This is a genomic window from Ruegeria sp. S84 (assembly GCF_056583445.1).
In genome coordinates this window covers 2,429,879-2,450,571 of record NZ_CM152618.1, presented here as the reverse complement: position 1 = coordinate 2,450,571, position 20,693 = coordinate 2,429,879, and the positions used below count along the sequence as shown (strand labels likewise).

General features: G+C 58.6%; 17 protein-coding genes and 1 pseudogene. 10 read left to right on the top strand and 8 right to left on the bottom strand.

The annotated features are described in order from the left end of the window. Window positions 1-67 precede the first annotated feature (67 nt). The 6 genes and pseudogenes from AC1DFB_RS12285 (at window position 68) to AC1DFB_RS12260 (ending at window position 6,631) form a co-directional block, all read left to right on the top strand. Window positions 68-946 (top strand): RNA polymerase factor sigma-32, encoded by an 879-nt coding sequence (locus tag AC1DFB_RS12285; protein ID WP_170566354.1) that lies wholly within the window; start codon window positions 68-70, stop codon window positions 944-946. Next, a complete protein-coding gene (locus AC1DFB_RS12280; protein WP_480921363.1) occupies window positions 943-1,764 on the top strand; it encodes a ChaN family lipoprotein in 822 nt (273 codons plus the stop codon). Before AC1DFB_RS12285 ends, AC1DFB_RS12280 begins: the two co-directional genes overlap by 4 nt. A 63-nt stretch (window positions 1,765-1,827) precedes the next feature. After that, entirely contained in the window at window positions 1,828-3,024 is a 1,197-nt protein-coding gene (coaBC, locus tag AC1DFB_RS12275; protein ID WP_480921362.1) for a bifunctional phosphopantothenoylcysteine decarboxylase/phosphopantothenate--cysteine ligase CoaBC, read from the top strand. A 26-nt stretch (window positions 3,025-3,050) separates the two neighbouring features. Next, window positions 3,051-3,506, top strand: a complete 456-nt coding sequence (gene dut / locus AC1DFB_RS12270; RefSeq protein WP_480921361.1) for a dUTP diphosphatase — start codon at window positions 3,051-3,053, stop codon at window positions 3,504-3,506. Beyond that, a pseudogene (locus tag AC1DFB_RS12265) lies at window positions 3,506-4,563 on the top strand (HesA/MoeB/ThiF family protein). Before dut ends, AC1DFB_RS12265 begins: the two are co-directional and overlap by 1 nt. A gap of 52 nt (window positions 4,564-4,615) precedes the next feature. Continuing rightward, a complete protein-coding gene (locus AC1DFB_RS12260) occupies window positions 4,616-6,631 on the top strand; it encodes a M3 family metallopeptidase (protein WP_480921360.1) in 2,016 nt (671 codons plus the stop codon). On the opposite strand, the gene AC1DFB_RS12255 is transcribed toward AC1DFB_RS12260, so the two are convergent. Genes AC1DFB_RS12255 through AC1DFB_RS12230 form a run of 6 tightly spaced genes read right to left on the bottom strand, consistent with a single transcriptional unit; the run spans window position 6,628 to window position 13,187 of the window. Further along, on the bottom strand, window positions 6,628-7,560 hold the full coding sequence (locus AC1DFB_RS12255; RefSeq protein WP_480921359.1) for a 2-hydroxyacid dehydrogenase: 933 nt from the start codon (window positions 7,558-7,560) through the stop codon (window positions 6,628-6,630). The genes AC1DFB_RS12260 and AC1DFB_RS12255 overlap by 4 nt on opposite strands. 10 nt (window positions 7,561-7,570) lie before the next feature. Further along, window positions 7,571-8,710 (bottom strand): rod shape-determining protein RodA, encoded by a 1,140-nt coding sequence (rodA, locus tag AC1DFB_RS12250; RefSeq protein WP_170691114.1) that lies wholly within the window; start codon window positions 8,708-8,710, stop codon window positions 7,571-7,573. Beyond that, window positions 8,707-10,656: a penicillin-binding protein 2 gene (mrdA, locus tag AC1DFB_RS12245; protein WP_480921358.1), complete on the bottom strand. Its 1,950-nt coding sequence runs from the start codon at window positions 10,654-10,656 to the stop codon at window positions 8,707-8,709. The genes rodA and mrdA overlap by 4 nt, the downstream gene beginning before the upstream one ends. Beyond that, on the bottom strand, window positions 10,653-11,189 hold the full coding sequence (locus AC1DFB_RS12240) for a rod shape-determining protein MreD (protein ID WP_480921357.1): 537 nt from the start codon (window positions 11,187-11,189) through the stop codon (window positions 10,653-10,655). The genes mrdA and AC1DFB_RS12240 overlap by 4 nt, the downstream gene beginning before the upstream one ends. Continuing rightward, entirely contained in the window at window positions 11,182-12,084 is a 903-nt protein-coding gene (gene mreC, locus AC1DFB_RS12235) for a rod shape-determining protein MreC (protein ID WP_170395896.1), read from the bottom strand. The genes AC1DFB_RS12240 and mreC overlap by 8 nt, the downstream gene beginning before the upstream one ends. Before the next feature lie 56 nt (window positions 12,085-12,140). Beyond that, window positions 12,141-13,187, bottom strand: a complete 1,047-nt coding sequence (locus AC1DFB_RS12230) for a rod shape-determining protein (RefSeq protein ID WP_039523195.1) — start codon at window positions 13,185-13,187, stop codon at window positions 12,141-12,143. Between the two features lie 154 nt (window positions 13,188-13,341). Between AC1DFB_RS12230 and AC1DFB_RS12225 the strand changes: the two genes are divergently transcribed. Further along, window positions 13,342-14,127 carry a 23S rRNA (adenine(2030)-N(6))-methyltransferase RlmJ gene (locus AC1DFB_RS12225; protein WP_170612941.1) on the top strand — a complete coding sequence of 262 codons (786 nt, stop codon included), beginning with the start codon at window positions 13,342-13,344 and terminating at the stop codon, window positions 14,125-14,127. A gap of 172 nt (window positions 14,128-14,299) precedes the next feature. On the opposite strand, the gene AC1DFB_RS12220 is transcribed toward AC1DFB_RS12225, so the two are convergent. Next, window positions 14,300-15,871, bottom strand: coding sequence for a 2-isopropylmalate synthase (locus AC1DFB_RS12220; RefSeq protein WP_170408294.1), 1,572 nt, complete (start codon window positions 15,869-15,871; stop codon window positions 14,300-14,302). Between the two features lie 276 nt (window positions 15,872-16,147). Between AC1DFB_RS12220 and AC1DFB_RS12215 the strand changes: the two genes are divergently transcribed. Continuing rightward, complete coding sequence (locus tag AC1DFB_RS12215) at window positions 16,148-16,813, top strand: SDR family NAD(P)-dependent oxidoreductase (RefSeq protein WP_170395904.1); 666 nt, start codon at window positions 16,148-16,150, stop codon at window positions 16,811-16,813. Window positions 16,814-16,820: 7 nt separating this feature from the next. Here the strand turns inward: AC1DFB_RS12215 and AC1DFB_RS12210 are convergent, their stop codons facing one another. Continuing rightward, entirely contained in the window at window positions 16,821-18,326 is a 1,506-nt protein-coding gene (locus AC1DFB_RS12210; protein WP_480921356.1) for an MORN repeat-containing protein, read from the bottom strand. 141 nt (window positions 18,327-18,467) lie between these two features. Here AC1DFB_RS12210 and AC1DFB_RS12205 point away from each other — a divergent pair, with 141 nt between their 5' ends. Further along, on the top strand, window positions 18,468-20,126 hold the full coding sequence (locus tag AC1DFB_RS12205; RefSeq protein WP_480921355.1) for an NAD+ synthase: 1,659 nt from the start codon (window positions 18,468-18,470) through the stop codon (window positions 20,124-20,126). A 218-nt stretch (window positions 20,127-20,344) separates the two neighbouring features. After that, window positions 20,345-20,686, top strand: coding sequence for a hypothetical protein (locus tag AC1DFB_RS12200; protein ID WP_170408289.1), 342 nt, complete (start codon window positions 20,345-20,347; stop codon window positions 20,684-20,686). Window positions 20,687-20,693 lie beyond the last annotated feature (7 nt).

Genomic DNA, 20,693 nt, shown 5'->3' with positions numbered 1-20,693 from the left:
CTGCGTATCGACCACAAGTCGGCAAGGCAAGCCCGGCCCATCGCCTGTGATAAAAGGGGAGAATTGCATGGCACTCGACAACGCACATGATTTTTCGATGTCCCGTAAGGCAATGAAGGCCGAGCTGCTGGATGCGGAGACTGAATTGAAACTGGCCTATGCCTGGCGCGACGAACGCGATGAGCAGGCGCTGCACCGCCTCATTACGGCTTATATGCGGCTGGCGATATCAATGGCGGCGAAATTCAAACGCTACGGCGCGCCGATGAATGATCTGATTCAGGAGGCGGGACTGGGCTTGATGAAAGCCGCCGACAAGTTCGATCCGGATCGGGGTGTGCGGTTTTCAACGTATGCAGTGTGGTGGATCAAGGCCAGCATTCAGGATTACGTGATGCGCAATTGGTCGATGGTGCGCACTGGTTCGACCTCTTCCCAGAAATCGCTGTTCTTCAACATGCGTCGGGTACAGGCGCGTCTGGAGCGCGAAGCCGCGACTGAGGGGCTGGAGCTGGATCGCCATCAGTTGCATCAGAAGATTGCCGCCGAAATCGGAGTCCCGCTGCGTGATGTCGAGATGATGGAAGGCCGTCTGGCAGGGTCCGATTTCTCGCTGAATGCGGTGCAGTCTGCAGATGAGGACGGGCGCGAGTGGATTGATGCGCTGGAAGATGACAGCGAACAAGCCGCCGAGGTAGTAGAGAACAGCCACGACAACCAGCAACTGCGCGAATGGCTGGTGGCGGCGATGCAAGCTTTGAACGATCGCGAGCGGTTTATCGTTCGCGAAAGAAAACTGCGTGAGCCTGCCCGGACGCTGGAAAGTCTTGGGAAAGAGCTTGGCCTGTCGAAAGAGCGTGTGCGCCAGCTCGAGGCGGCAGCATTCACAAAGATGCGCAAGAACCTTGAAGCGCAATCGCGCGAGGTGCAACACTTCTTCGCATGAAACCTCTTGCGATTCTTACAGCTTTTGTGTTGCTCGCCACTTTGCCTCAAACGGTTCGAGCTGCTGAATTTATCCCTCAGGACGTGTTGGCCGACCTGCGGGCCGCGGATGTCGTCATTCTGGGTGAGATACATGACAACCCTCAGCATCATCTGGTCCAAGCCGAAGCAGTTGAGGCAATCACGCCCACGGCGGTTGTCTGGGAGATGGTGACCGAAGAAGGTGCTCAGCGGTTGGCTCAAAAAGCGGCAACCAATCCCGAGGAGCTGTCCCGAATTCTGCGCTGGGCAGAATCCGGCTGGCCGCCTCTCAGAATGTACTACCCCATTTTTCAGGCCGCGGATGTGCCGGTGTATGGCGCGATGGTTCCGCGTGAAGCGGCCCGCGCTGCTATGGAACGCGGGGCGGCCACAGCGTTGGGGGCTGATGCGGCCAGATATGGATTGACTGTACCTCTGTCGGATGAAGATCAAGCCGCACGCGAGGCTGATCAACTGGCGGCACATTGCGACGCATTGCCCGCTGAAGTTCTACCGCAGATGGTAGCCATTCAACGTCTGAGGGACGCTGTGTTGACCCGAGCCATTCTGCGCGCCACCGACGAAACTGGTGGGCCTGTCGCGGTTATCACTGGCAATGGCCATGCCCGTAAGGATCGCGGAATTCCGACTTTTCTGTCGCGACTGCGCCCCGGTTTGAAGGTCTTTGTACTGGGACAATCCGAAGATGGGGTCGTGAGCGGGGATTTTGATGCTGTTATCGATAGCCCCACAGTCGAGCGAGAAGACCCCTGCAAAGCCTTTGAGATGCAGAATTAACTGCTGGAACTGCCCGCCAGCGTTGCCTAATGTCAGGGCCGACCGGGAGGGGAAGGGCGAGCCATGCTGTCATCGAAACGTATTCTGCTGATCATCGGTGGTGGAATCGCGGCCTATAAGTCGCTGGACCTGATCCGGCGGTTGCGGGAACGTGGTGCAGCGGTCACGCCGGTTTTGACGCGTGCTGCCGAAGAATTCGTAACTCCGTTATCCGTGTCTGCCCTGGCCGGTGAAAAGGTCTATCGAGATCTCTTTGATCTGACCGATGAAGCTGAGATGGGTCATATTCAGCTTTCCCGTTCGGCTGATCTGATCGTGGTTGCTCCGGCAACGGCCGATCTGATGGGTAAGATGGCAGGCGGGTTGGCTAATGATCTGGCCTCGACCCTTTTGATGGCGACCGATACGCCGGTTCTGTGTGCGCCTGCGATGAATGTCCGCATGTGGGAGCATCCCGCAACCCGGCGCAACCATGCGCAACTGGAAGCAGACGGCGTGCGTTTTGTCGGCCCGAACGAAGGCGATATGGCTTGCGGTGAATACGGTCCGGGCCGCATGTCGGAGCCACTTGAAATTGTCGCGGCGATCGAGGCGCAGTTCGGGGATGGGCCTTTGGCTGGCAAACGTATTCTGGTGACATCGGGTCCGACACATGAACCAATTGATCCGGTACGATACATCGCCAACCGATCGTCGGGCGCTCAGGGAACAGCCGTTGCACGCGCGCTATCTGCGCTGGGGGCCGATGTTACATTTATCACGGGTCCGGCTGACGTGCCTCCTCCAGACGGCGTGAAGGTCGTGCGTGTAGAGACCGCGCTGCAAATGTCGGATGCGGTCGACGCAGCGCTTCCGGTGGATGCGGGGGTATTTGCAGCTGCAGTGGCCGATTGGCGGGTATCCAGTGCCTCGGACCGGAAGCTGAAGAAAAGCCGCGACGGGGTGCCCGCGCTAGAGTTTTCTGAGAATCCCGACATTTTGAAGCGCATCGCGCGAATGGGAAATGGCAGGCCCGTTTTGGTGGTGGGTTTTGCCGCCGAAACAGACAACGTGATCGAACATGCTACGGCCAAACGTGCCCGCAAGGGCTGTGACTGGATAGTTGCGAATGATGTCAGTCCCGCGACAGGTATCATGGGCGGTTCTGAGAATGCGGTGATCCTGATCTCAGAGCAAGGTGCCGAAGAATGGCCGCGTATGGGCAAGGATGATGTGGCAAAGCGGTTGGCAGCCAAGATCGCTGGCGCGTTGACCAGATAGCAGCCATAAAGACAAGAGGTACAGGTATGGTGGCAATTCGCGTGATCCGAGAGGAGGGGGCTGACCCGTTGGTGCCATTGCCTTCATACGAAACCGCGGGTGCTGCCGGGGCGGATGTGCGCGCCAATCTGCCGGATGGTAAGTCTATTATTCTGGAACCGGGCCGTCGTGCGCTGATACCGACAGGCCTTAGGATCGAAATTCCGCAGGGGTTCGAGGTTCAGGTGCGTCCACGATCGGGCCTTGCCTTGAAACACGGGATCACCTTGCCCAACACTCCGGGTACAATCGACAGCGACTATCGCGGGCCATTGGGCGTGATCGTGATGAACGCGGGTCAGGAACCGTTCGAGATTACGCATGGCGAACGTATCGCGCAACTGATCGTTGCACCGGTGGTGCAGGCCATGTTCCAGGACGTTGAGGCTCTGACCGAGACTGATCGCGGCGCGGGTGGCTTCGGCTCGACCGGGTGGGGCTGATGCTGCTGGTTCTGATCCTTGCTGCCGGGCTTTGGGGTGTTGGCTATATTGCCGGGGTGTCGCGCAGCGCGCGGCTGGTTTCTGTTGGCGCGCTCTTGACAGGCGTGATTATTGCTCAACTTCTGCTGCCTGAGGGAAACCCGTTGCGTCAGGCGACCGGTGGGTCGGCAGCGATGTGGCTGATCCTCGCTGGAGCGGCTGTGCTGGTGCTGCTTTATGGGCGGGGTTTGAAGGCGTTGCGAAATCGCGCCGCGTCCGGCCAGACGTCGGAGCCCGCCAAGCCATCCGAACAGTTCAGCGAGACCGAGCTTGAACGCTATGCCCGCCACATCGTTCTGCGTGAACTGGGCGGTCCCGGCCAAAAGCGAATGAAACAGGCGCGCGTGCTGGTAATCGGTGCGGGGGGCTCGGCGCGCCCGCCCTGCAATATTTGGCTGCCGCCGGAGTGGGAACAATCGGCGTGATCGACGATGACGTGGTCGAGAACGCCAACCTACAGCGGCAGGTGATCCACCGCGACGCAGATATCGGCATGCCCAAAGTGTTCTCGGCCCAGCAGGCGATGGTGGCGCAGAATCCCAACGTGGTCGTCTTGCCGTACCACCGTCGCCTGACCGAAGAGATTGCAGCAGATCTGTTTGCTGATTTTGATCTGATCCTCGACGGCACTGACAATTTCGACACCCGCTACCTTGCAAACCGTACGGCGGTTGCACTGGGAAAACCCCTGATATCTGGCGCGCTGTCGCAGTGGGAAGGGCAGCTCAGCGTCTTTGACCCTGCCACCACCGGCCCATGTTATCAGTGCATTTTCCCCGAAGCACCCGCCCCCGGCCTTGCGCCTTCTTGCGCCGAGGCAGGGGTGATCGGCCCACTGCCCGGCGTGGTTGGTTCGATGATGGCGATTGAGACGATCAAGGTCATCACCAGCGCTGGGCAGGCGTTGCGGGGTGAGATGTTGATCTACGATGCGCTTTACGGCGAAAGCCGCAAGATCACCCTGGCGCGCCGCGCAGATTGCCCGATTTGCGGGTCAGGGGTTCAAAGTTCAGACTAGCTCTGGATCATTGTGTCGGGCGGTCTTAGCTATGAGGTCAAACGAGACCTCAATGACTAACCCGATCCTTTCTGACTGGAACACGCCCTTCGAAATCGCACCGTTTGACACAATCTCGGATGATGATTTTTCCCCCGCGCTGAAACAGGCGATGCACGCACATGATGCCGAGATTGAGGCGATAGCAGCGAGTCCGGACACGCCCACATTCGCCAATACGATCGAAGCGCTGGAGGCTGCAGGCGAGCAGATGGATAAGGTTCTATCGGTCTTTTTCACCGTTGCAGGTGCGGACAGCAACCCCAAGCGTGAAGAACTGCAACGCGAATTTTCGCCCAAGCTGGCGGCACACTACTCGCGCATCTCATCAAACAAAGCACTGTTTAAGCGCGTGGCGGATTTATGGGACCGGCGCGATAATCTAGACCTGACCGATGAACAGGCGCGCGTTTTCATGCTGTCTCATCGCGGGTTCGTGCGGGCGGGGGCGGCGTTGACCGGCGCCGACGATGCGAGAATGCAAGAGATCAAGGCCCGTTTGGCGTCTCTGGGCACGTCCTTCACGCAGAACTTGCTGGCGGATGAACGCGACTGGTTCATGGATTTGACCGAAGAAGACCTGCAAGGCTTGCCGGATTTTGTTATCGATGCAGCGCGCGCAGCGGGTCAGGAAAAGGGAGCGGATGGCCCGGTGGTAACCCTTTCTCGGTCGATTATCGTGCCCTTTCTGCAATTCTCGCCCCGCCGGGATTTGCGTGCAAAGGCTTATCGCGCGTGGACTGCACGGGGGGCAAATGGAGGTGAGACCGACAACCGCGAGATTGCGGCGGACATCCTGCGCCTGCGCGAAGAACGCGCCAAGCTGCTGGGGTATGCCAGCTTCGCCGCCTACAAGCTTGAGACCGAGATGGCCCGCACACCAGATCGCGTGCGAGAGCTGCTGCTGGATGTGTGGGAGCCCGCCAAATCCCGCGCCGACGCAGATGCCGAGGTGCTGACGGCAATGATGCAAGAGGATGGCGTAAATGGCCCGCTGGAGGCGTGGGATTGGCGCTACTATGCCGAGAAACGCCGCAAGGCCGAACATGATCTCGATGAAGCGGCGCTGAAGCCGTACCTGCAACTGGACCGAATGATCGAGGCGTCTTTCGCCTGCGCCACACGGCTGTTCGGGCTGGAGTTCGCGCCGCTTGATGTGCCGCTCTATCATCCCGATTGCCGTGCATGGGAGGTGACCCGTGACGGGCAGCATATTGCGGTGTTCATCGGTGACTACTTTGCACGCGGATCGAAACGGTCGGGTGCATGGTGCAGCGCAATGCGCGGGCAGGCGAAATACCCGAAAGAACAGGCTCCGGTCGTGATCAACGTCTGTAACTTTGCCAAAGGTGAACCAGCGCTTTTGTCCTATGATGACGCCCGAACGTTGTTTCACGAGTTCGGCCATGCCCTGCACCAGATGCTGTCCAATGTGACCTATGAGAGTATCTCGGGCACCTCGGTGGCGCGTGATTTCGTTGAACTGCCCAGCCAGCTTTACGAACATTGGCTGGAAGTGCCCGAGGTATTGGCTGAGTTCGCCACTCATGCCGAAACGGGCGCATCGATGCCGCAGGAGATGTTGCAGAAGGTGCTACAGGCCGCCAATTTCGATCAGGGGTTCCAGACGGTGGAATATGTTGCCTCGGCCCTGGTCGATCTGGCGTTTCATGAGGGGGCTGCCCCCGCTGATCCGATGGAGAAACAGGCCGAGGTGCTGGCCGAAATCGGCATGCCTCGGGCCATTGGAATGCGCCACGCCACCCCGCATTTCGCCCATGTCTTTGCGGGCGACGGTTATAGCGCGGGTTACTACAGTTATATGTGGTCCGAAGTCATGGATGCCGACGCCTTTGCCGCCTTTGAAGAAGCGGGCGGTGCGTTTGATCCCGAACGCGCCAAGGCACTGGAGGAACACATCCTGTCAACTGGCGGATCCCGCGAGGCGGAAGAGCTGTATCTGGCCTTCCGTGGACGTCTGCCTGGCGTCGAAGCCTTGCTCAAAGGCCGCGGGCTGATCGCGGCCTAGTACCCAAGCTTTCGGTCGACGAGGTGGAGAAAGGGTTCACCCGCTTCACCTCGGCGAATGTTCTCGCAGATCACCTGAGCCGCGGTAACAGGTCTGGTTTCCGAGGCTATATGTGGCGTCACCGTCACATTGGGATGTGCCCAATAGGGATGCTCGGTCGGCAGGGGTTCAGTGCGGAAGACATCCAGCGTGGCGTGCCCGACCTGCCCTGAATTCAGCGCGGCCAGCAGGGCCTCATCATCGATAAGCGGCCCGCGACCCGGATTGATGATCTTGGCCCCTTCCGGCAACAGCGCCAGTGTTTCGGCGTTGAGCGTGTTTTCGGTCGCCGGAGTATCTGGCAGCAGCAAAACCACTATCTCGGCCTGGGACAGTGCATCGCGCAGCCCGTTCTTACCATGCAGACAGGTCACGCCGGGAATAGTCTTGGCGGTACGGCTCCAACCGATGACATGGAAATTCAACGCTGCCAACGCGTGGGCCGATGCTTCACCCAATGCGCCCAAACCCAAGATGCAGACGGTGCGTTGCTGGGCCAGTGGTGGCGCATCAGGTGTCCAGACCCCATCCTGTAGCGTAATGTGTTGGTCCATCCCAAGGTGATAGCGCAGCACATGGCCCACAACCCATTCCGTCATGCCTTGCGTTAACGCCCCGTCAACCATACGCGCCAGCGGAACGGTCAAGGTTTCATTGCCCGAGATTTTCTCAACCCCAGCCCAGAGGCTCAGCACCGCCTTGAGCCGTGTGAAGGGCGTGAAATCCTGTACCCCTCCGTTGGGGGCGTAAACGATGTAGTCGACCTGATCTGCAGGGATGTCCGTGGCCAGATGAAAATCTAGCCCTGCGTCCGACAAGTATTGATGCATCAGAGCTTCATACTCGGGCCACAACTCAGGGCGCGCGGAAAACAGGACATTCACGGGCATGGGAAACCTTTCAGCGGGGACGATGTATATGGGCGCTTTGAACGATGCCAAAGGCGGCCATCAGGACAAGCATGGCCGAGCCGCCATAACTGACCATCGGCAGCGGTACTCCGACCACTGGGGCCAGCCCCATCACCATCGACATATTGACGGCAAAGAACAGGAAGAAATTCAGCGCGATCCCAAGTGTCACCAGAGACGAGAAACGATCCTTGGTCGACAGCGCCGTGACCATGCAGAAGATCAGGATCAGACCGTAAAGGATCAACAGTGTGATGCCGCCGACAAAGCCGAACTCTTCGGCCAAGGTGGTGAAGATGAAATCGGTGTGTTTTTCGGGCAGGAAGTTAAGACGTGATTGCGTTCCCTGCATGAAACCGCGCCCATTCCAGCCCCCCGAACCCAGAGCGATCTTGGATTGCGTGATGTGATATCCCGCTCCCAACGGATCGGTTGAAGGATCCAGAAACGTATCGATGCGTCGGAACTGGTAATCTTTGAGCAACTGCCACTCGGTCCCGCGGCTGTTGAACACCGAAGCAATCAAGCCAACCCCTGCTGCGATCACGGCAGCGAAATAGGCCCAATGCACCCCAGCAAGGAACATCAGCCCTCCACCAGCGGCCAATAGCAGGATCGAAGTGCCGAGGTCGGGCTGACGCAGCACCATGAACGTGGGGATCAGGATCAGAATGACCGGGATGATTACCCAAAGCGGGCGCGAGGTTTTATGCGCAGGCAACCAATCGTAATAGGCGGCCAGGACCATCACCAGCGCCACCTTCATCACTTCCGAAGGCTGAAGCCGCATGAAGCCCAGATCAATCCAGCGCTGCGCCCCCATGCCGATGGTTCCAAACAGCTCGACCACGATCAGCAGACCGATCGAGCCCAGATAGGCCACAACCGACATGTTTCGCCAGAACCAGATCGGCACCAGCGCGATGATAAACATGGCTGCCAAGCCCAGACCGAACCGTTCCATTTGCGGTTCCGCCCACGGCATCCACGATCCACCCGCGACCGAGTAGAGCATCAGGAAACCCGCGCTTGCCACACTGATCAGCAGCAAGGTAAGCGGCCAGTTCATATAGAGGAACTTGCGAAACCCCGACGGCGTGGATTTGACGGCATATTCAAGATAGCTCATGCGCGGTCCTTTTCGTCAGGTCGCGCCTTGGGGCGGCGGTCGCCCTCCAGCCGTTTCTGCAGTTCCTTGATACGCTCCCGGTCGCCGGCCGGGTAAGCCTCAAGGGGCGGTGTCCCATTGTAGAGCGCCTGCAACATGATATCACGCGCCACCGGGGCTGCGGCCTTGGATCCTCCACCACCGTGTTCCACCACTACGGCCACAGCGTATTTCGGATTGTCATAGGGGGCGAAGCTGACGAACAGGGCGTGGTCTCGACGCTCCCACGGCAGGTCTTCGTTTCGGATCACACCTGCGGCGCGTTCTGCCTTGGTAATATTGCGCACCTGACTGGTGCCGGTTTTGCCTGCCATGCGGAACTCATCGGCGATGATGCGACTGCGATACGCGGTGCCACGCCTGTTATTCGAGACTGTGAACATGGCTTTGCGCACTTGCTCAAGGTTGTTGCGGTTCACCTGCAGCGGTTCACCCGCGCCCGAGGGCTGCTCAACCCCATTGATTGATCGAACAAGGCGTGGTTGCACGGCGCGACCTGTCGCCAAACGCGCGGTCATCACGGCCAATTGAAGCGGTGAGGCAAGCATGAACCCCTGACCGATCGACGCGTTTGCGGTGTCGCCAACCAGCCAGTCCTGTCCGTGAACCCGCTGCTTCCATTCCTGATTGGGGGCAAGCCCGGCGGCAACGGCAGACATCGGAATGTCATGTTTGATACCCAGTCCGAAGGTGCGTGCCATCTCGGAAATCCTGTCGATCCCGACACGAATTGCCACGTCGTAATAGTAGACGTCGCAACTGCGCTTCAGCGAGGTTTCAAGGTCAACCGTCCCGTGCCCGCCGCGTTTCCAGCAGTGAAAGCGGCGGCTGCCCACTTTCATGTGACCCGGACAGTACACTGTACTGGATGGGCTGATCACCCCGGCTTCGAGCGCAGCCATGGCGGTGATCATTTTGAAAGTCGATCCAGGAGGGTAGGTGCCCTGTACTGTCTTATTGGCAAGCGGGCGATACTTGTCCTGCGTCAGCATCTGGTAGTCCGCCACCGAGATCCCACGCACGAACAGGTTCGGATCGAAGCTGGGGGCCGAGCTGATGGCGCGGATGTCGCCGGTTTCGCAATCGATCACGACCGCAGCGGCGCTTTCCCCAGCCAATCGCGCCTGCGCGTATTGCTGCAGATTGGCGTCGACTGACAATTGCAAATCTGCCCCGGCTTCGCCGACCTGGCGGTCCAGCTCGCGCATCACCCGGCCTGTGGCGTTGACCTCAACCCGCTTGGCCCCGGCCTTGCCGCGCAAGGTGATCTCTTGCTTGGCTTCCAGCCCGACCTTGCCGATCTGGAACCGTGGGATGCGCAGTACCGGCTCGGGGTCTTCAATCTGGCTCAGATCATAGTCGCTGACCGGGCCGACATAGCCGACCACATGGGCGAAATCTTCATAGCGCGGATACTGGCGTGTCATGCCGACCTCGGGCGTGACACCAGGCAGTGCGGGGGCATTGACCGCGACTTTCGAGATATCCTCCCACGTTACTTGATCGGCCAGCGTGACCGGCAGAAACGGGGCCGATCGGCGCATTTCGGTTTTGGCACGCTCGATTTCGTCCCCGGTCAACGGGATCAGTTCCGAAAGCTTGGCGATGACCTTGTCGATATCGCCTGCATCCTCGCGCACGATGACGATGCGATAGGACTGAGAGTTTAATCCGATGATCTGCCCGTTCCGATCATATATCCGGCCCCGGGTTGGTGGGATCAGACGGATGTTGATCCGGTTTTCTTCGGCCAGCAGACGGTATTCATCCGCTTGATCCACCTGCATGAACCGCATCCGGGCTGCCAGCCCCCCGATAAAGGCCGCTTGTAGCCCACCGAGGATCAAGGCGCGGCGCGGCAAACGTTTGTAAGCAAGGCCCGTGGGCTTTGGTTTGCGCTGCTTCATGGCCGCACCCGTGGCATCGTGCTGTCGGCAACAGATTTGCGCCTTACGCCAAACACAGTTTGGCTCAACAAAACCATCACAGGATAGATTGCGATTGTCAGAATAACTTGCACCACTACCGGTCCCAGAGTTGCCTGTTGCACCGAGAGGATAGCAAGAATGAGGCGATTGAGCACAAACACAACCGTGATCACGGCCCCGACGGTTGCCCATTCGCCCACAAACCCGCTGTCTTTCATGCCAGCTGCAGTGGAATGAAGATAGGCTGCACCCAGAACCACTAACGCAGCAAGCAACCCGGGTGGGCGTTGCAACAGCAAATCGGCCATGAACATGACCATGGCAATGATCAGGATCGGAATATATTCCGGCCGCCGCAGCACCCATGCGTAGGTAAAAGCGATCAGTATGTCAGGAAAGGGCAGGCGATCAGGTTTTGTATCCAGCGGCAACAGGTGAAGAAACACCACAAATACCGCCAGAGCGACATAGAGACCGCGCTTGGCCCACAAATCTGAGACCGACCTATCCATCATTGACCTCGGATGGGGTCAAGGATGCTTCGGGTTGACGGGGGCCGACGATATCACCGGATTCCGTGATCGGTGGGGCCGACTGATAGCGTAGTACGCGCAGAAACTCGAGCCGCTCGAAATCTGCCGACAGCCGCACACGCAGCCTGCCGCCGGGATCAACCGTAATTTGACCGATCAGCAAGCCACCGGGGAACACACCGCCATCGCCCGACGTGACAACCCGGTCACCAGGGCGCACGAGTTCCCGGTTTTCCAGAAACTCCACTGCAGGGGCCGAAGTATTGTCACCTGCGATCAGCGCCGTCTGCCCCGAAGGCTGGATCGTCGCCGGGATCGCGCTTGAGGCATCGGTCATCAGGATCACGCGCGCGGTATCCGGGCCAACACCCGATATGCGCCCGACCACTCCGATCCCGTCCATTGTTGCCCAACCATCCACGATCCCGTCACGCTCCCCCACGTTCAGCAGCACAGATTGCCGGAAGGGTGAGCCGCTATCCGCCATCACCACCCCGGTGACATAGGTCAGGCGCGGATCGAGCCGAACATTGTTAAGGTCCAGCAGGCGGGCGTTTTCCTGTTCCAGCTGCAGCGCGGCCTCTTTCCAGGCGCGCATCAGGCGCAGCTCGCTGCGCAATTCCTGGTTCTGCTCGCTGAGTCGCTGATAGCTTTGGAAATCACGAGACAGGTTCACCAGCGCAGTGACCGGGACCATTGCCCACTCCATCGAGGGGACAACCTTGTCCACCACCTGTGCGCGGAACCTTTCGACGCGCGGGCTGTCGATGCGCCAGACCAGAAAGATACCAAGCAGGCACAGTACAACAATCCCCAGCAACAGTCGACGCAGAGGTGTCGTGTATTCATCGCGCTGTGATCGGTCCTTTGCCACAGGTTACCTTCCCGTGCTGCTCGTGCCCGAGTTTTCACCCCATAAGGGTGCGCGCCTTAGCTTTCGTAGTCAATCGCGTGGCGCAGTTGTTTTTCGTATTCGAGTGCTTTGCCCGTGCCCAAAGCCACACAATTCAGGCTTTCATCAGCAATAGAAACTGCCAAACCGGTTTGCTCGCGCAGCGCCAGATCCAGATCACCCAGCAGCGCACCGCCACCGGTCAGCATCACGCCCCGGTCCACGATGTCCGCCGCCAGATCGGGCGGCGTGGTTTCCAGCGCGGTCATCACCGCCTCGCAAATCTGCTGCACGGGTTCAGACAGCGCTTCGGCCACCTGAGCCTGGCTGATCTCGATTTCCTTGGGCACACCGTTCAGCAGGTCGCGACCCCGGATATGCATCGACTGGCCACGGCCATCGTCCGGCATCCGTGCGGTACCGATGGTGGTCTTGATCCGTTCCGCAGTTGATTCACCCACCAGCAGGTTCTGTTGACGCCGCAGATACGATATGATCGCTTCATCCATCCGGTCGCCACCAACGCGGACCGAGCGGGCATAGACGATATCGCCCAGCGACAGAACCGCAACCTCGGTGGTCCCGCCGCCGATATCGACAACCATGTTGCCGGTCGGATCGGTTATCGGCATCCCCGCGCCAATCGCAGCCGCAATTGGTTCGGCAATCAGGCCCGCGCGGCGCGCGCCTGCGGACAGAACCGACTGGCGGATTGCGCGTTTTTCAACCGGGGTTGCGCCATGAGGGACGCAAACGATGATCTTGGGTTTCGAGAATGTCGAGCGTTTATGCACCTTGCGGATAAAATGCTTGATCATCTCTTCGGCGGTGTCGAAGTCCGCGATGACACCCTCGCGCATCGGACGGATGGCTTCAATGGAGCCCGGGGTCCGGCCCAACATCAGCTTGGCGTCCTCGCCAACAGCAAGGACTTTCTTGACCCCATCCTTGACGTGGTAGGCAACGACCGAGGGCTCAGACAGGATCACTCCGCGCCCTTTGACATAAACCAGCGTGTTCGCTGTTCCAAGGTCGATAGCCATGTCCGCTGTGAACAGGCCGCCCAGATTGCCAAAGATGCCCATATTTCCCTGATCCCGTTTGTCAGAATTTCCACTGCCCGCGACTCGACGGTTCCGGGACGGATGCCTTATAGGGTGCCAACTCGCCCGGTTAAAGGGCTGATTCCGCGACAGTCAGCACCTTTCCGCCTTATTGATGGGGACTTTAGAAGGCAAGATGCTCTCATATCAACACATTTACCACGCAGGAAATCTGGCTGATGTACAAAAGCACGCTTTATTGGCGTGGACGCTGCGTTATTTGACCCAAAAGGACAAACCCCTCAGCTATATCGAAACGCACTCCGGGCGTGGACTATATCACCTTGACGCGGCTGAGGCGGTTCGAACGGGTGAAGCTGTCGCCGGGATCGGGCGCGTCAGGCGCGAAGGTTGGTTTGATTCCGATCATCCAATGGCGCGGGTGCTGGATACCATACAGGCCAGTCACGGCGTGCAAGCGTATCCCGGTTCACCTCTGATTGCGGCCAACCTGCTGCGAAAACAGGATAGCCTGCATTTCGCCGAACTGCATCCGCAGGAACATACGGCACTTTCACTGGCGCTGTCTCCTTTCGGGGCGAAGGTCTATCGGCAGGATGGGTTTGAGTTGGCCCAATCGTTGCTGCCTCCGACCCCGAGGCGGGGCATGATGCTGATCGATCCCAGTTATGAAGTGAAAGCCGAGTATGACCGTTTGCCTGGGGTGATCGCGAAGCTGCACCGCAAATGGAATGTGGGTGTGATCGCACTTTGGTATCCAATCCTGACGGATGCACGTCACAAGGCTATGATTTCGTCTCTGAAATCCGCTGGATATCCCAAAACGATTTGCCATGAGGTCACGTTCCCTCCGGCGCGGGAAGGTCATCGCATGGTCGGATCAGGTATGTTCATGTTGAATGCACCCTTCGGGATCGAAGACGAAACGCGCCGCTTGTCGGAGCTGTTCGCTCAGCTTTGATAAGCAAGAATTACACAGGGAAAGCTCCCGTCCGGTTTGCCCGCATCAACGATGCCGTCAAACGCGTTGGGCCCGGCAGCGCGCCAGTGGCGCGCTGCCGGGCCCAAAACCCAAGAAGGGTCGGCGAAGCCGGGCCGCCGCGGGCGCGGGAGCCATTCGCCTTACCCTTCGATCAGGTCAGGTCTTTGTAGCTGATCTCGCGTGTATCTGCCCCCGGACCGGCCTTTTCACGACGCATGATCAGGCGGTTCAGCGCGTGGATATAGGCTTTGGCCGACGCAACCACCGTATCTGTATTTGCAGACTGACCGGTGGCGATCATACCATCCTCTTCCAGACGGACCGAAACCGTGGCTTGCGCGTCCGTACCTTCGGTTACCGCATGCACCTGATACAGTTGCAGCCGCGCAGTGTTGGGATAGATCGCCCGGATCGCCCGGAAGGTTGCGTCGACTGGGCCGTCACCGTTTTCCGTGGCGATCCTGTCTGCACCCTCTATCTCCAGTTCGACCGTCGCTTCGGCCTGACCTCCGGTACCGCAGGTCACTTTCATCGACACCAGCTGAAGATGATCGTCCGCTTCGTCGTCGACGCTCATTAACGCGATGAGGTCATCGTCAAAGACTTCTTTCTTGCGGTCGGCCAGATCCTTGAAGCGGACAAAAATGTCTTTGAGCTGGTTGTCACCAACCTCATACCCGAGCGTTTCGAGCTTATCGCGCAGTGCAGCGCGGCCCGAATGCTTGCCCAGCGGCAAAGAGGTGCCAGAGAGCCCAATGTCTTCAGGGCGCATGATCTCGAAGTTTTCGCGGTTCTTCAGCATGCCATCCTGATGGATGCCGCTTTCATGGGCAAATGCGTTCTTTCCAACGATGGCCTTGTTGAACTGCACCGGAAATCCGGCCACGGTCGCGACCCGGCGCGAAATATGCATGATCTTGGTGGTGTCGATGCCAGTATGCCACGGCATGATGTCGTTGCGTGTGCGCAACGCCATCACAACTTCTTCCAGCGCGGTGTTGCCTGCGCGTTCACCCAACCCGTTTATGGTGCATTCGATCTGACGCGCACCACCTGCGACCGCTGCCAGAGAGTTCGCTGTCGCCATGCCAAGGTCGTTGTGGCAGTGGGTGGCAAAGATTACCTCATCCGCGCCGGGAACCGTCTCGATCAGGCGCTTGATCAGATCTGCAGACTCGACCGGGGCAGTATAACCGACAGTATCGGGGATATTGATCGTGGTGGCGCCAGCCTTGATTGCAATCTCGATCACGCGGCACAGATAATCCCATTCGGTCCGGGTCGCATCCATCGGCGACCACTGCACGTTTTCGCAAAGGTTGCGCGCGTGGCTGACCGTTTCGTGGATCTTGTCGGCCATCTCGTCTTGCGTCAGATTTGGAATCGCCCGGTGCAGCGGAGAGGTTCCGATAAAGGTGTGAATACGGTTCTTCTCGGCGTGTTTCACCGCCTCCCAACACCGATCGATATCGGCGAAATTGGCGCGGGCCAGACCACAGATGCGGCTGTTCTTCGACCGCTCGGCAATCTCGGACACCGCTTTGAAGTCGCCTTCCGATGCAATGGGGAATCCGGCTTCGATGATGTCGACGCCCATCTCATCCAGAAGCTCGGCAATTTCGAGCTTTTCGTTGTGGGTCATGGTCGCGCCGGGGCTCTGCTCGCCGTCGCGCAAGGTGGTGTCGAAGATCACGACGCGGTCTTGGTCGGTCACGTTTGTCATGGGGTTCTCTTTCTTCTTCTGTCCTAAAGCCTCTTGGCGCGCGGGCGTCCTCCTCTGAGCGGGCGCGCCGGATGGCACGCTCAGAGGCGGATTAGGATCAGTAGACCACGCAGCAACGCGCCGCTGAGTGCGGCGTTTGCAAAAGCGATATCTGCGCGGTTGATCATGGGGATCAGCTTATACAGGGCGCGCGGCGAATGAAAAGCGGGAAATTTACGGGGGAACAAAAATGACGGTGGAGTTGAAGCGATGAAGCTTTCGGCTAACTTCTCGTGCATGAAAACTGCATTAATCATCGGAGCTTCTGGCGGTATCGGGCGCGCTTTGAATGACCACCTGACAACGGATGGTGTCAAAGTCACCCGACTGGCCAGATCAACGGATGGGTTTGACCTGACCGACCCGGATGGCGCAGAGCGTATGCTGGCGTCCCTTTCTGATCCGTTTGATCTGATCCTTGTGGCCTCAGGGGCGCTTGAGATTAACGGTATGGGTCCGGAAAAATCTATGCGCACCTTGTCCGCGAAGGCGATGATGGACCAGTTCGCACTGAACGCAGTTGGCCCGGCCTTGGTGTTGAAGCACGTGCACCGCCTGCTGCCACGCGACCGCAGATCGGTGATCGCCGTGCTGTCGGCCCGGGTTGGTTCAATCGGGGACAACCGGCTGGGTGGGTGGGTCAGTTATCGTGCGGCCAAGGCGGCTGTGAATCAGATAGTACATACGGCTGCCATCGAATTGGCGCGCACGCACAAACAGGCCATATGTGTCGCTTTGCACCCCGGAACAGTCAAAACGGCCTTTACCGAAAAGTACCTTGCCCGCCACCCGGCTGTTGAACCCAATGAGGCCGCAGCCAATCTGCTGTCCGTCATCAATGGACTCACCCCCGCTGACTCGGGCAGTTTTTACGATTGGGCTGGCAAGCGCGTGCCTTGGTAGGGCTGATTTAGCCGTCGTTTATATCCGGGTCTGTCGCGTCAGGGGCGGGCGCGTCGGGGCTAGAGTCTGGCTCAGTGGTTTCAGCACCCGCAGCGGGGGTTTCGGGGGCAGTCTCTGTTTCGGTCGCCAGCGTGTCATTTTCCCAGACGCCGGTCTCAACCTCGCCGCCCGCGAAACGCATCGTGCCGTCACCATGGCGTTTGTTTTCCAGGAAATTGCCCTCATAGACATCCCCGGTCTCATAGGTGGCGGTTCCAAAGCCAGTGATCTTGCCGTCGGCCCAGTCGCCTGTGTAGCTGTATCCGCCCGGTCGGGTCAGTGTTCCCTTGCCGTGACGCTTGCCATTCAGAAAATCGCCTTCGTAAATGATCCCGTCCGGAAACGTAGCCTTGCCCTTCCCCTGTCGGACGCCGTCTACCCAATCGCCATCATAGCGATAGCCATTTGCAAAGGTCAGAATACCTTTGCCGTCGAAGCGGGCGTTTTTGAACTGGCCCGTATAAGCCGTTCCGTTGGGATAGGTTGCCGTGCCGGTGCCCTCAAAAATCCCGGCGATCCAGTTGCCGTCGTAAACTGATCCGTCGGGGTATGTCGTTTGCCCCTTGCCATGAGGCAGGTCATCCAGAAAGTCGCCGATATAAACCGAACCATCGGGATAGAGCATCTCGCCCAGGCCCTCAATCTGGCCCTTTTGCCAGGCACCTGTGTACGCAAACCCGTCGCTGCCCTTGTAGGTGCCCTGACCATGGCGCTGGTCGTCAGCATAGTCGCCTTCATAGGTCGCACCGTTGGCGTATATGGACTTGCCTTTGCCCTGTCGGCGATTTTCGACCATTTCGCCTTCGTAGACATCTCCGTTGGGTTGAACCAAACGGCCTGTTCCGGCCATCTGGTCGTTGGCCCAGGACCCAGCATAAGTCATGCCGTCGACCCAGACTTGACTACCCTGACCATGCCGTTGCCCGCCATTCAAGCCGCCCTCATAGGTACTTCCATCGGCGTAGGTGATCTTGGCGCTGCCGGTTTTCTGGCCGTTTACCCAGTCGCCCTCATAAACCGAGCCATCCGGGCCGGTCAGCACGCCGTGACCGTGATATCTGGCGTCCTTGAAGCCGCCCTCGTATCGCGAGCCGTTGGAATATGTCGCGATACCGGTACCGTTTATCGTGCCTTTGGCCCACTCGCCCTCATAGGACTGGCCATCAGAATAGACGATTTTGCCGCGCCCTTCTGGTTGGCCCTTGGTGAATGTCCCTTCATAGACAGAGCCATTGGCGTAGCGCGCGGTGCCTTGTCCTTGAATCTCGCCCTCGACCCATTGACCGGAATATTCAAAACCGTTCGGCAGGCGGTAAGTGCCGGTGCCATGGCGCAGCCCGTTTTCGAACGTGCCCTCGTAGACACCTCCGACATCATCATCAGCGATGACAATCTGACCGTCCTGTTGGGCGATCGCAAAAGACGCCAGCATTGTAAGCGTTGCAGCGGTAAGGGATGTGCGGATCGCTTTCATTTTTGTACCTGCCTGCGGTGTTTGTGTTGGCGCAAAACTAAGATACCGCCGAGGGCAGAGCAACGGCTTTTGGCGCATTTGCCTTTCACTCGCGGTGTGATCTGCTAAATCCCTGAAAGACATGAGGGCAAGAGGGCAAAAATGGCCGATCGTTTCCGCATCACTCTGGCGCAATTGAACCCAACGGTTGGGGATATCGACGGTAATGCCGCCAAGGCTGCTGCAGCCTGGCAGCAAGGGCGCGCGGCGCAGGCTGATCTTGTGGCGCTGCCCGAGATGTTCATAACCGGCTACAATACCCAGGATCTGGTGATGAAGCCCGCGTTTCATCGGGCCGCGATGAATGCGGTGCAGGCGTTGGCTGAAGACTGTGCCGACGGCCCGGCGTTGGCCATCGGCGGTCCTTGGGTTGAAGATGGGAAGCTTTATAACGCCTACCTGATCCTCAAAGGTGGGCGGATTGTCAGCAAAGTTCTTAAACATCATTTGCCCAATGAAACCGTCTTTGATGAAGTCCGTCTTTATGATGCGGGTCCTATGGGCGGCCCTTATGCCGTTGGAAATGTCCGTATCGGTAGCCCGATTTGCGAGGATGGCTGGCACGAGGATGTCGCCGAGACACTGGAAGAAACCGGGGCCGAGTTTCTGCTGATCCCCAACGGCTCGCCCTATTTTCGAAACAAATACGATATCCGGTTGAACCACATGGTGGCTCGCACGGTCGAAACGGGTCTGCCGGTAATCTACCTGAACATGGTCGGCGGGCAGGATGATCAGGTTTTCGACGGTGCTACGTTTGGATTGAACCCGGGTGGAGAGCTTGCGTTCCGCATGCCCGTCTTCGATGAGGCCGTCAGCCATATCGATCTGTCGCGCCAAGATGACGGATGGCGTATTGTGGCTGGTGAAGTCGTGCCGCAACCCGACGAATGGGAGCAGGACTATCGCGCGATGGTGCAATCTCTGCGCGATTACATGGGCAAGACGGGGTTTGGCAACGCTGTGCTGGGGTTGTCGGGCGGCGTCGACTCGGCGCTGGTGGCCGCAATAGCCGTGGATGCGATCGGTGCGGAAAATGTACGCTGCGTAATGCTGCCTTCGGAATATACAAGCCAAAGTTCTTTGGATGATGCCGAAGCCGTCGCCAAGGCGCTGGGCGTGCACTACGACTTTGTGCCGATCTCTGAGGGACGCGCAGCGGTAACCAACACTTTGGCTCCGCTTTTTGCAGGGCGGAATGAGGACCTGACCGAAGAAAATGTCCAGTCTCGCCTGCGCGGTCTTCTGCTAATGGCGATCTCGAACAAGTTTGGCGAGATGCTGCTGACCACCGGCAACAAGTCCGAGGTCGCAGTCGGCTACGCCACTATCTATGGTGACATGAACGGTGGCTATAACCCGATCAAAGATCTGTACAAAACTCGCGTGTTCGGGACCTGCCGCTGGCGCAACGCCAATCATCGCGACTGGATGATGGGTCCCGAGGGTGAGGTCATACGCCCTTCGGTGATCGACAAGCCGCCAAGTGCTGAATTGCGTGAAGATCAGAAAGACAGCGACAGCCTGCCGGACTACCCCGTTCTCGATGCGATTCTTGATATTTTGGTGGATCAAGATGGCTCAATCGCCGACTGCGTTGCAGCCGGATTTGACGAGGCCGAGGCCCGGCGGGTCGAACATCTGATTTACATTAGTGAATACAAGCGCTTCCAGTCCGCGCCTGGCACACGGCTGTCGCCGCGGGCCTTCTGGCTGGATCGCCGCTATCCGATTGTAAATCGCTGGCGGGATGGAACGTAAGCACCGCTCTGGTTGAAGAATTTACCATTGTTTCGAAAGTGCATGGTAATGCGGATTTCAGCGGCAGTTTGTTTACCCATTTCAGTCAGTTGTGCGATGAAAATACTATGTTTCGCTTGTACGCGCGTCCTTTTTTTGCCACATTTACGACAGGGGTCCGCCTCATATGGGGCGGATGTGACGCAATCCGGTAGGTTGTCCTGCCATTTTCAGAGCCGATGACCGGGATTGTGGAACTGGGAAAAGGCATCCGTGTTTGGGATGTCAGTAAAGGTATTGGTGGTCAAATGACGAATGGATACGATAAGCCGCTTCATTCTCCGTTGCAGTTGAAGCCTATGGAATCAGCGCCGCGCAAGTTGGATGAACAGGCGCTGGATGCTGCGATTGCAGACATTATGAGCCAGGAAGAGCCGACGCCCGACGCGGTGGCAGGCCCGGTTCCGTTGCGATCGGAATTTCCGGTGTTGCAGCCACAGGAATCGCTTGCATCAAAGTCCGATCCCAAGCTCAGCACGGTACTGCGCCAGAAATGGGCGCAACTTTCCGGGGCGGCGTAATCTGAAC

Coding starts and splice junctions, on each gene's coding strand:
- AC1DFB_RS12285 (WP_170566354.1), top strand. CDS start 68: ATGGCACTCGACAACGCACATGATTTTTCGATGTCCCGTAAGGCAATG.
- AC1DFB_RS12280 (WP_480921363.1), top strand. CDS start 943: ATGAAACCTCTTGCGATTCTTACAGCTTTTGTGTTGCTCGCCACTTTG.
- coaBC (WP_480921362.1), top strand. CDS start 1,828: ATGCTGTCATCGAAACGTATTCTGCTGATCATCGGTGGTGGAATCGCG.
- dut (WP_480921361.1), top strand. CDS start 3,051: ATGGTGGCAATTCGCGTGATCCGAGAGGAGGGGGCTGACCCGTTGGTG.
- AC1DFB_RS12260 (WP_480921360.1), top strand. CDS start 4,616: ATGACTAACCCGATCCTTTCTGACTGGAACACGCCCTTCGAAATCGCA.
- AC1DFB_RS12255 (WP_480921359.1), bottom strand. CDS start 7,560: ATGCCCGTGAATGTCCTGTTTTCCGCGCGCCCTGAGTTGTGGCCCGAG.
- rodA (WP_170691114.1), bottom strand. CDS start 8,710: ATGAGCTATCTTGAATATGCCGTCAAATCCACGCCGTCGGGGTTTCGC.
- mrdA (WP_480921358.1), bottom strand. CDS start 10,656: ATGAAGCAGCGCAAACCAAAGCCCACGGGCCTTGCTTACAAACGTTTG.
- AC1DFB_RS12240 (WP_480921357.1), bottom strand. CDS start 11,189: ATGGATAGGTCGGTCTCAGATTTGTGGGCCAAGCGCGGTCTCTATGTC.
- AC1DFB_RS12230 (WP_039523195.1), bottom strand. CDS start 13,187: ATGGGCATCTTTGGCAATCTGGGCGGCCTGTTCACAGCGGACATGGCT.
- AC1DFB_RS12225 (WP_170612941.1), top strand. CDS start 13,342: ATGCTCTCATATCAACACATTTACCACGCAGGAAATCTGGCTGATGTA.
- AC1DFB_RS12220 (WP_170408294.1), bottom strand. CDS start 15,871: ATGACAAACGTGACCGACCAAGACCGCGTCGTGATCTTCGACACCACC.
- AC1DFB_RS12215 (WP_170395904.1), top strand. CDS start 16,148: ATGAAAACTGCATTAATCATCGGAGCTTCTGGCGGTATCGGGCGCGCT.
- AC1DFB_RS12210 (WP_480921356.1), bottom strand. CDS start 18,326: ATGAAAGCGATCCGCACATCCCTTACCGCTGCAACGCTTACAATGCTG.
- AC1DFB_RS12205 (WP_480921355.1), top strand. CDS start 18,468: ATGGCCGATCGTTTCCGCATCACTCTGGCGCAATTGAACCCAACGGTT.
- AC1DFB_RS12200 (WP_170408289.1), top strand. CDS start 20,345: ATGACCGGGATTGTGGAACTGGGAAAAGGCATCCGTGTTTGGGATGTC.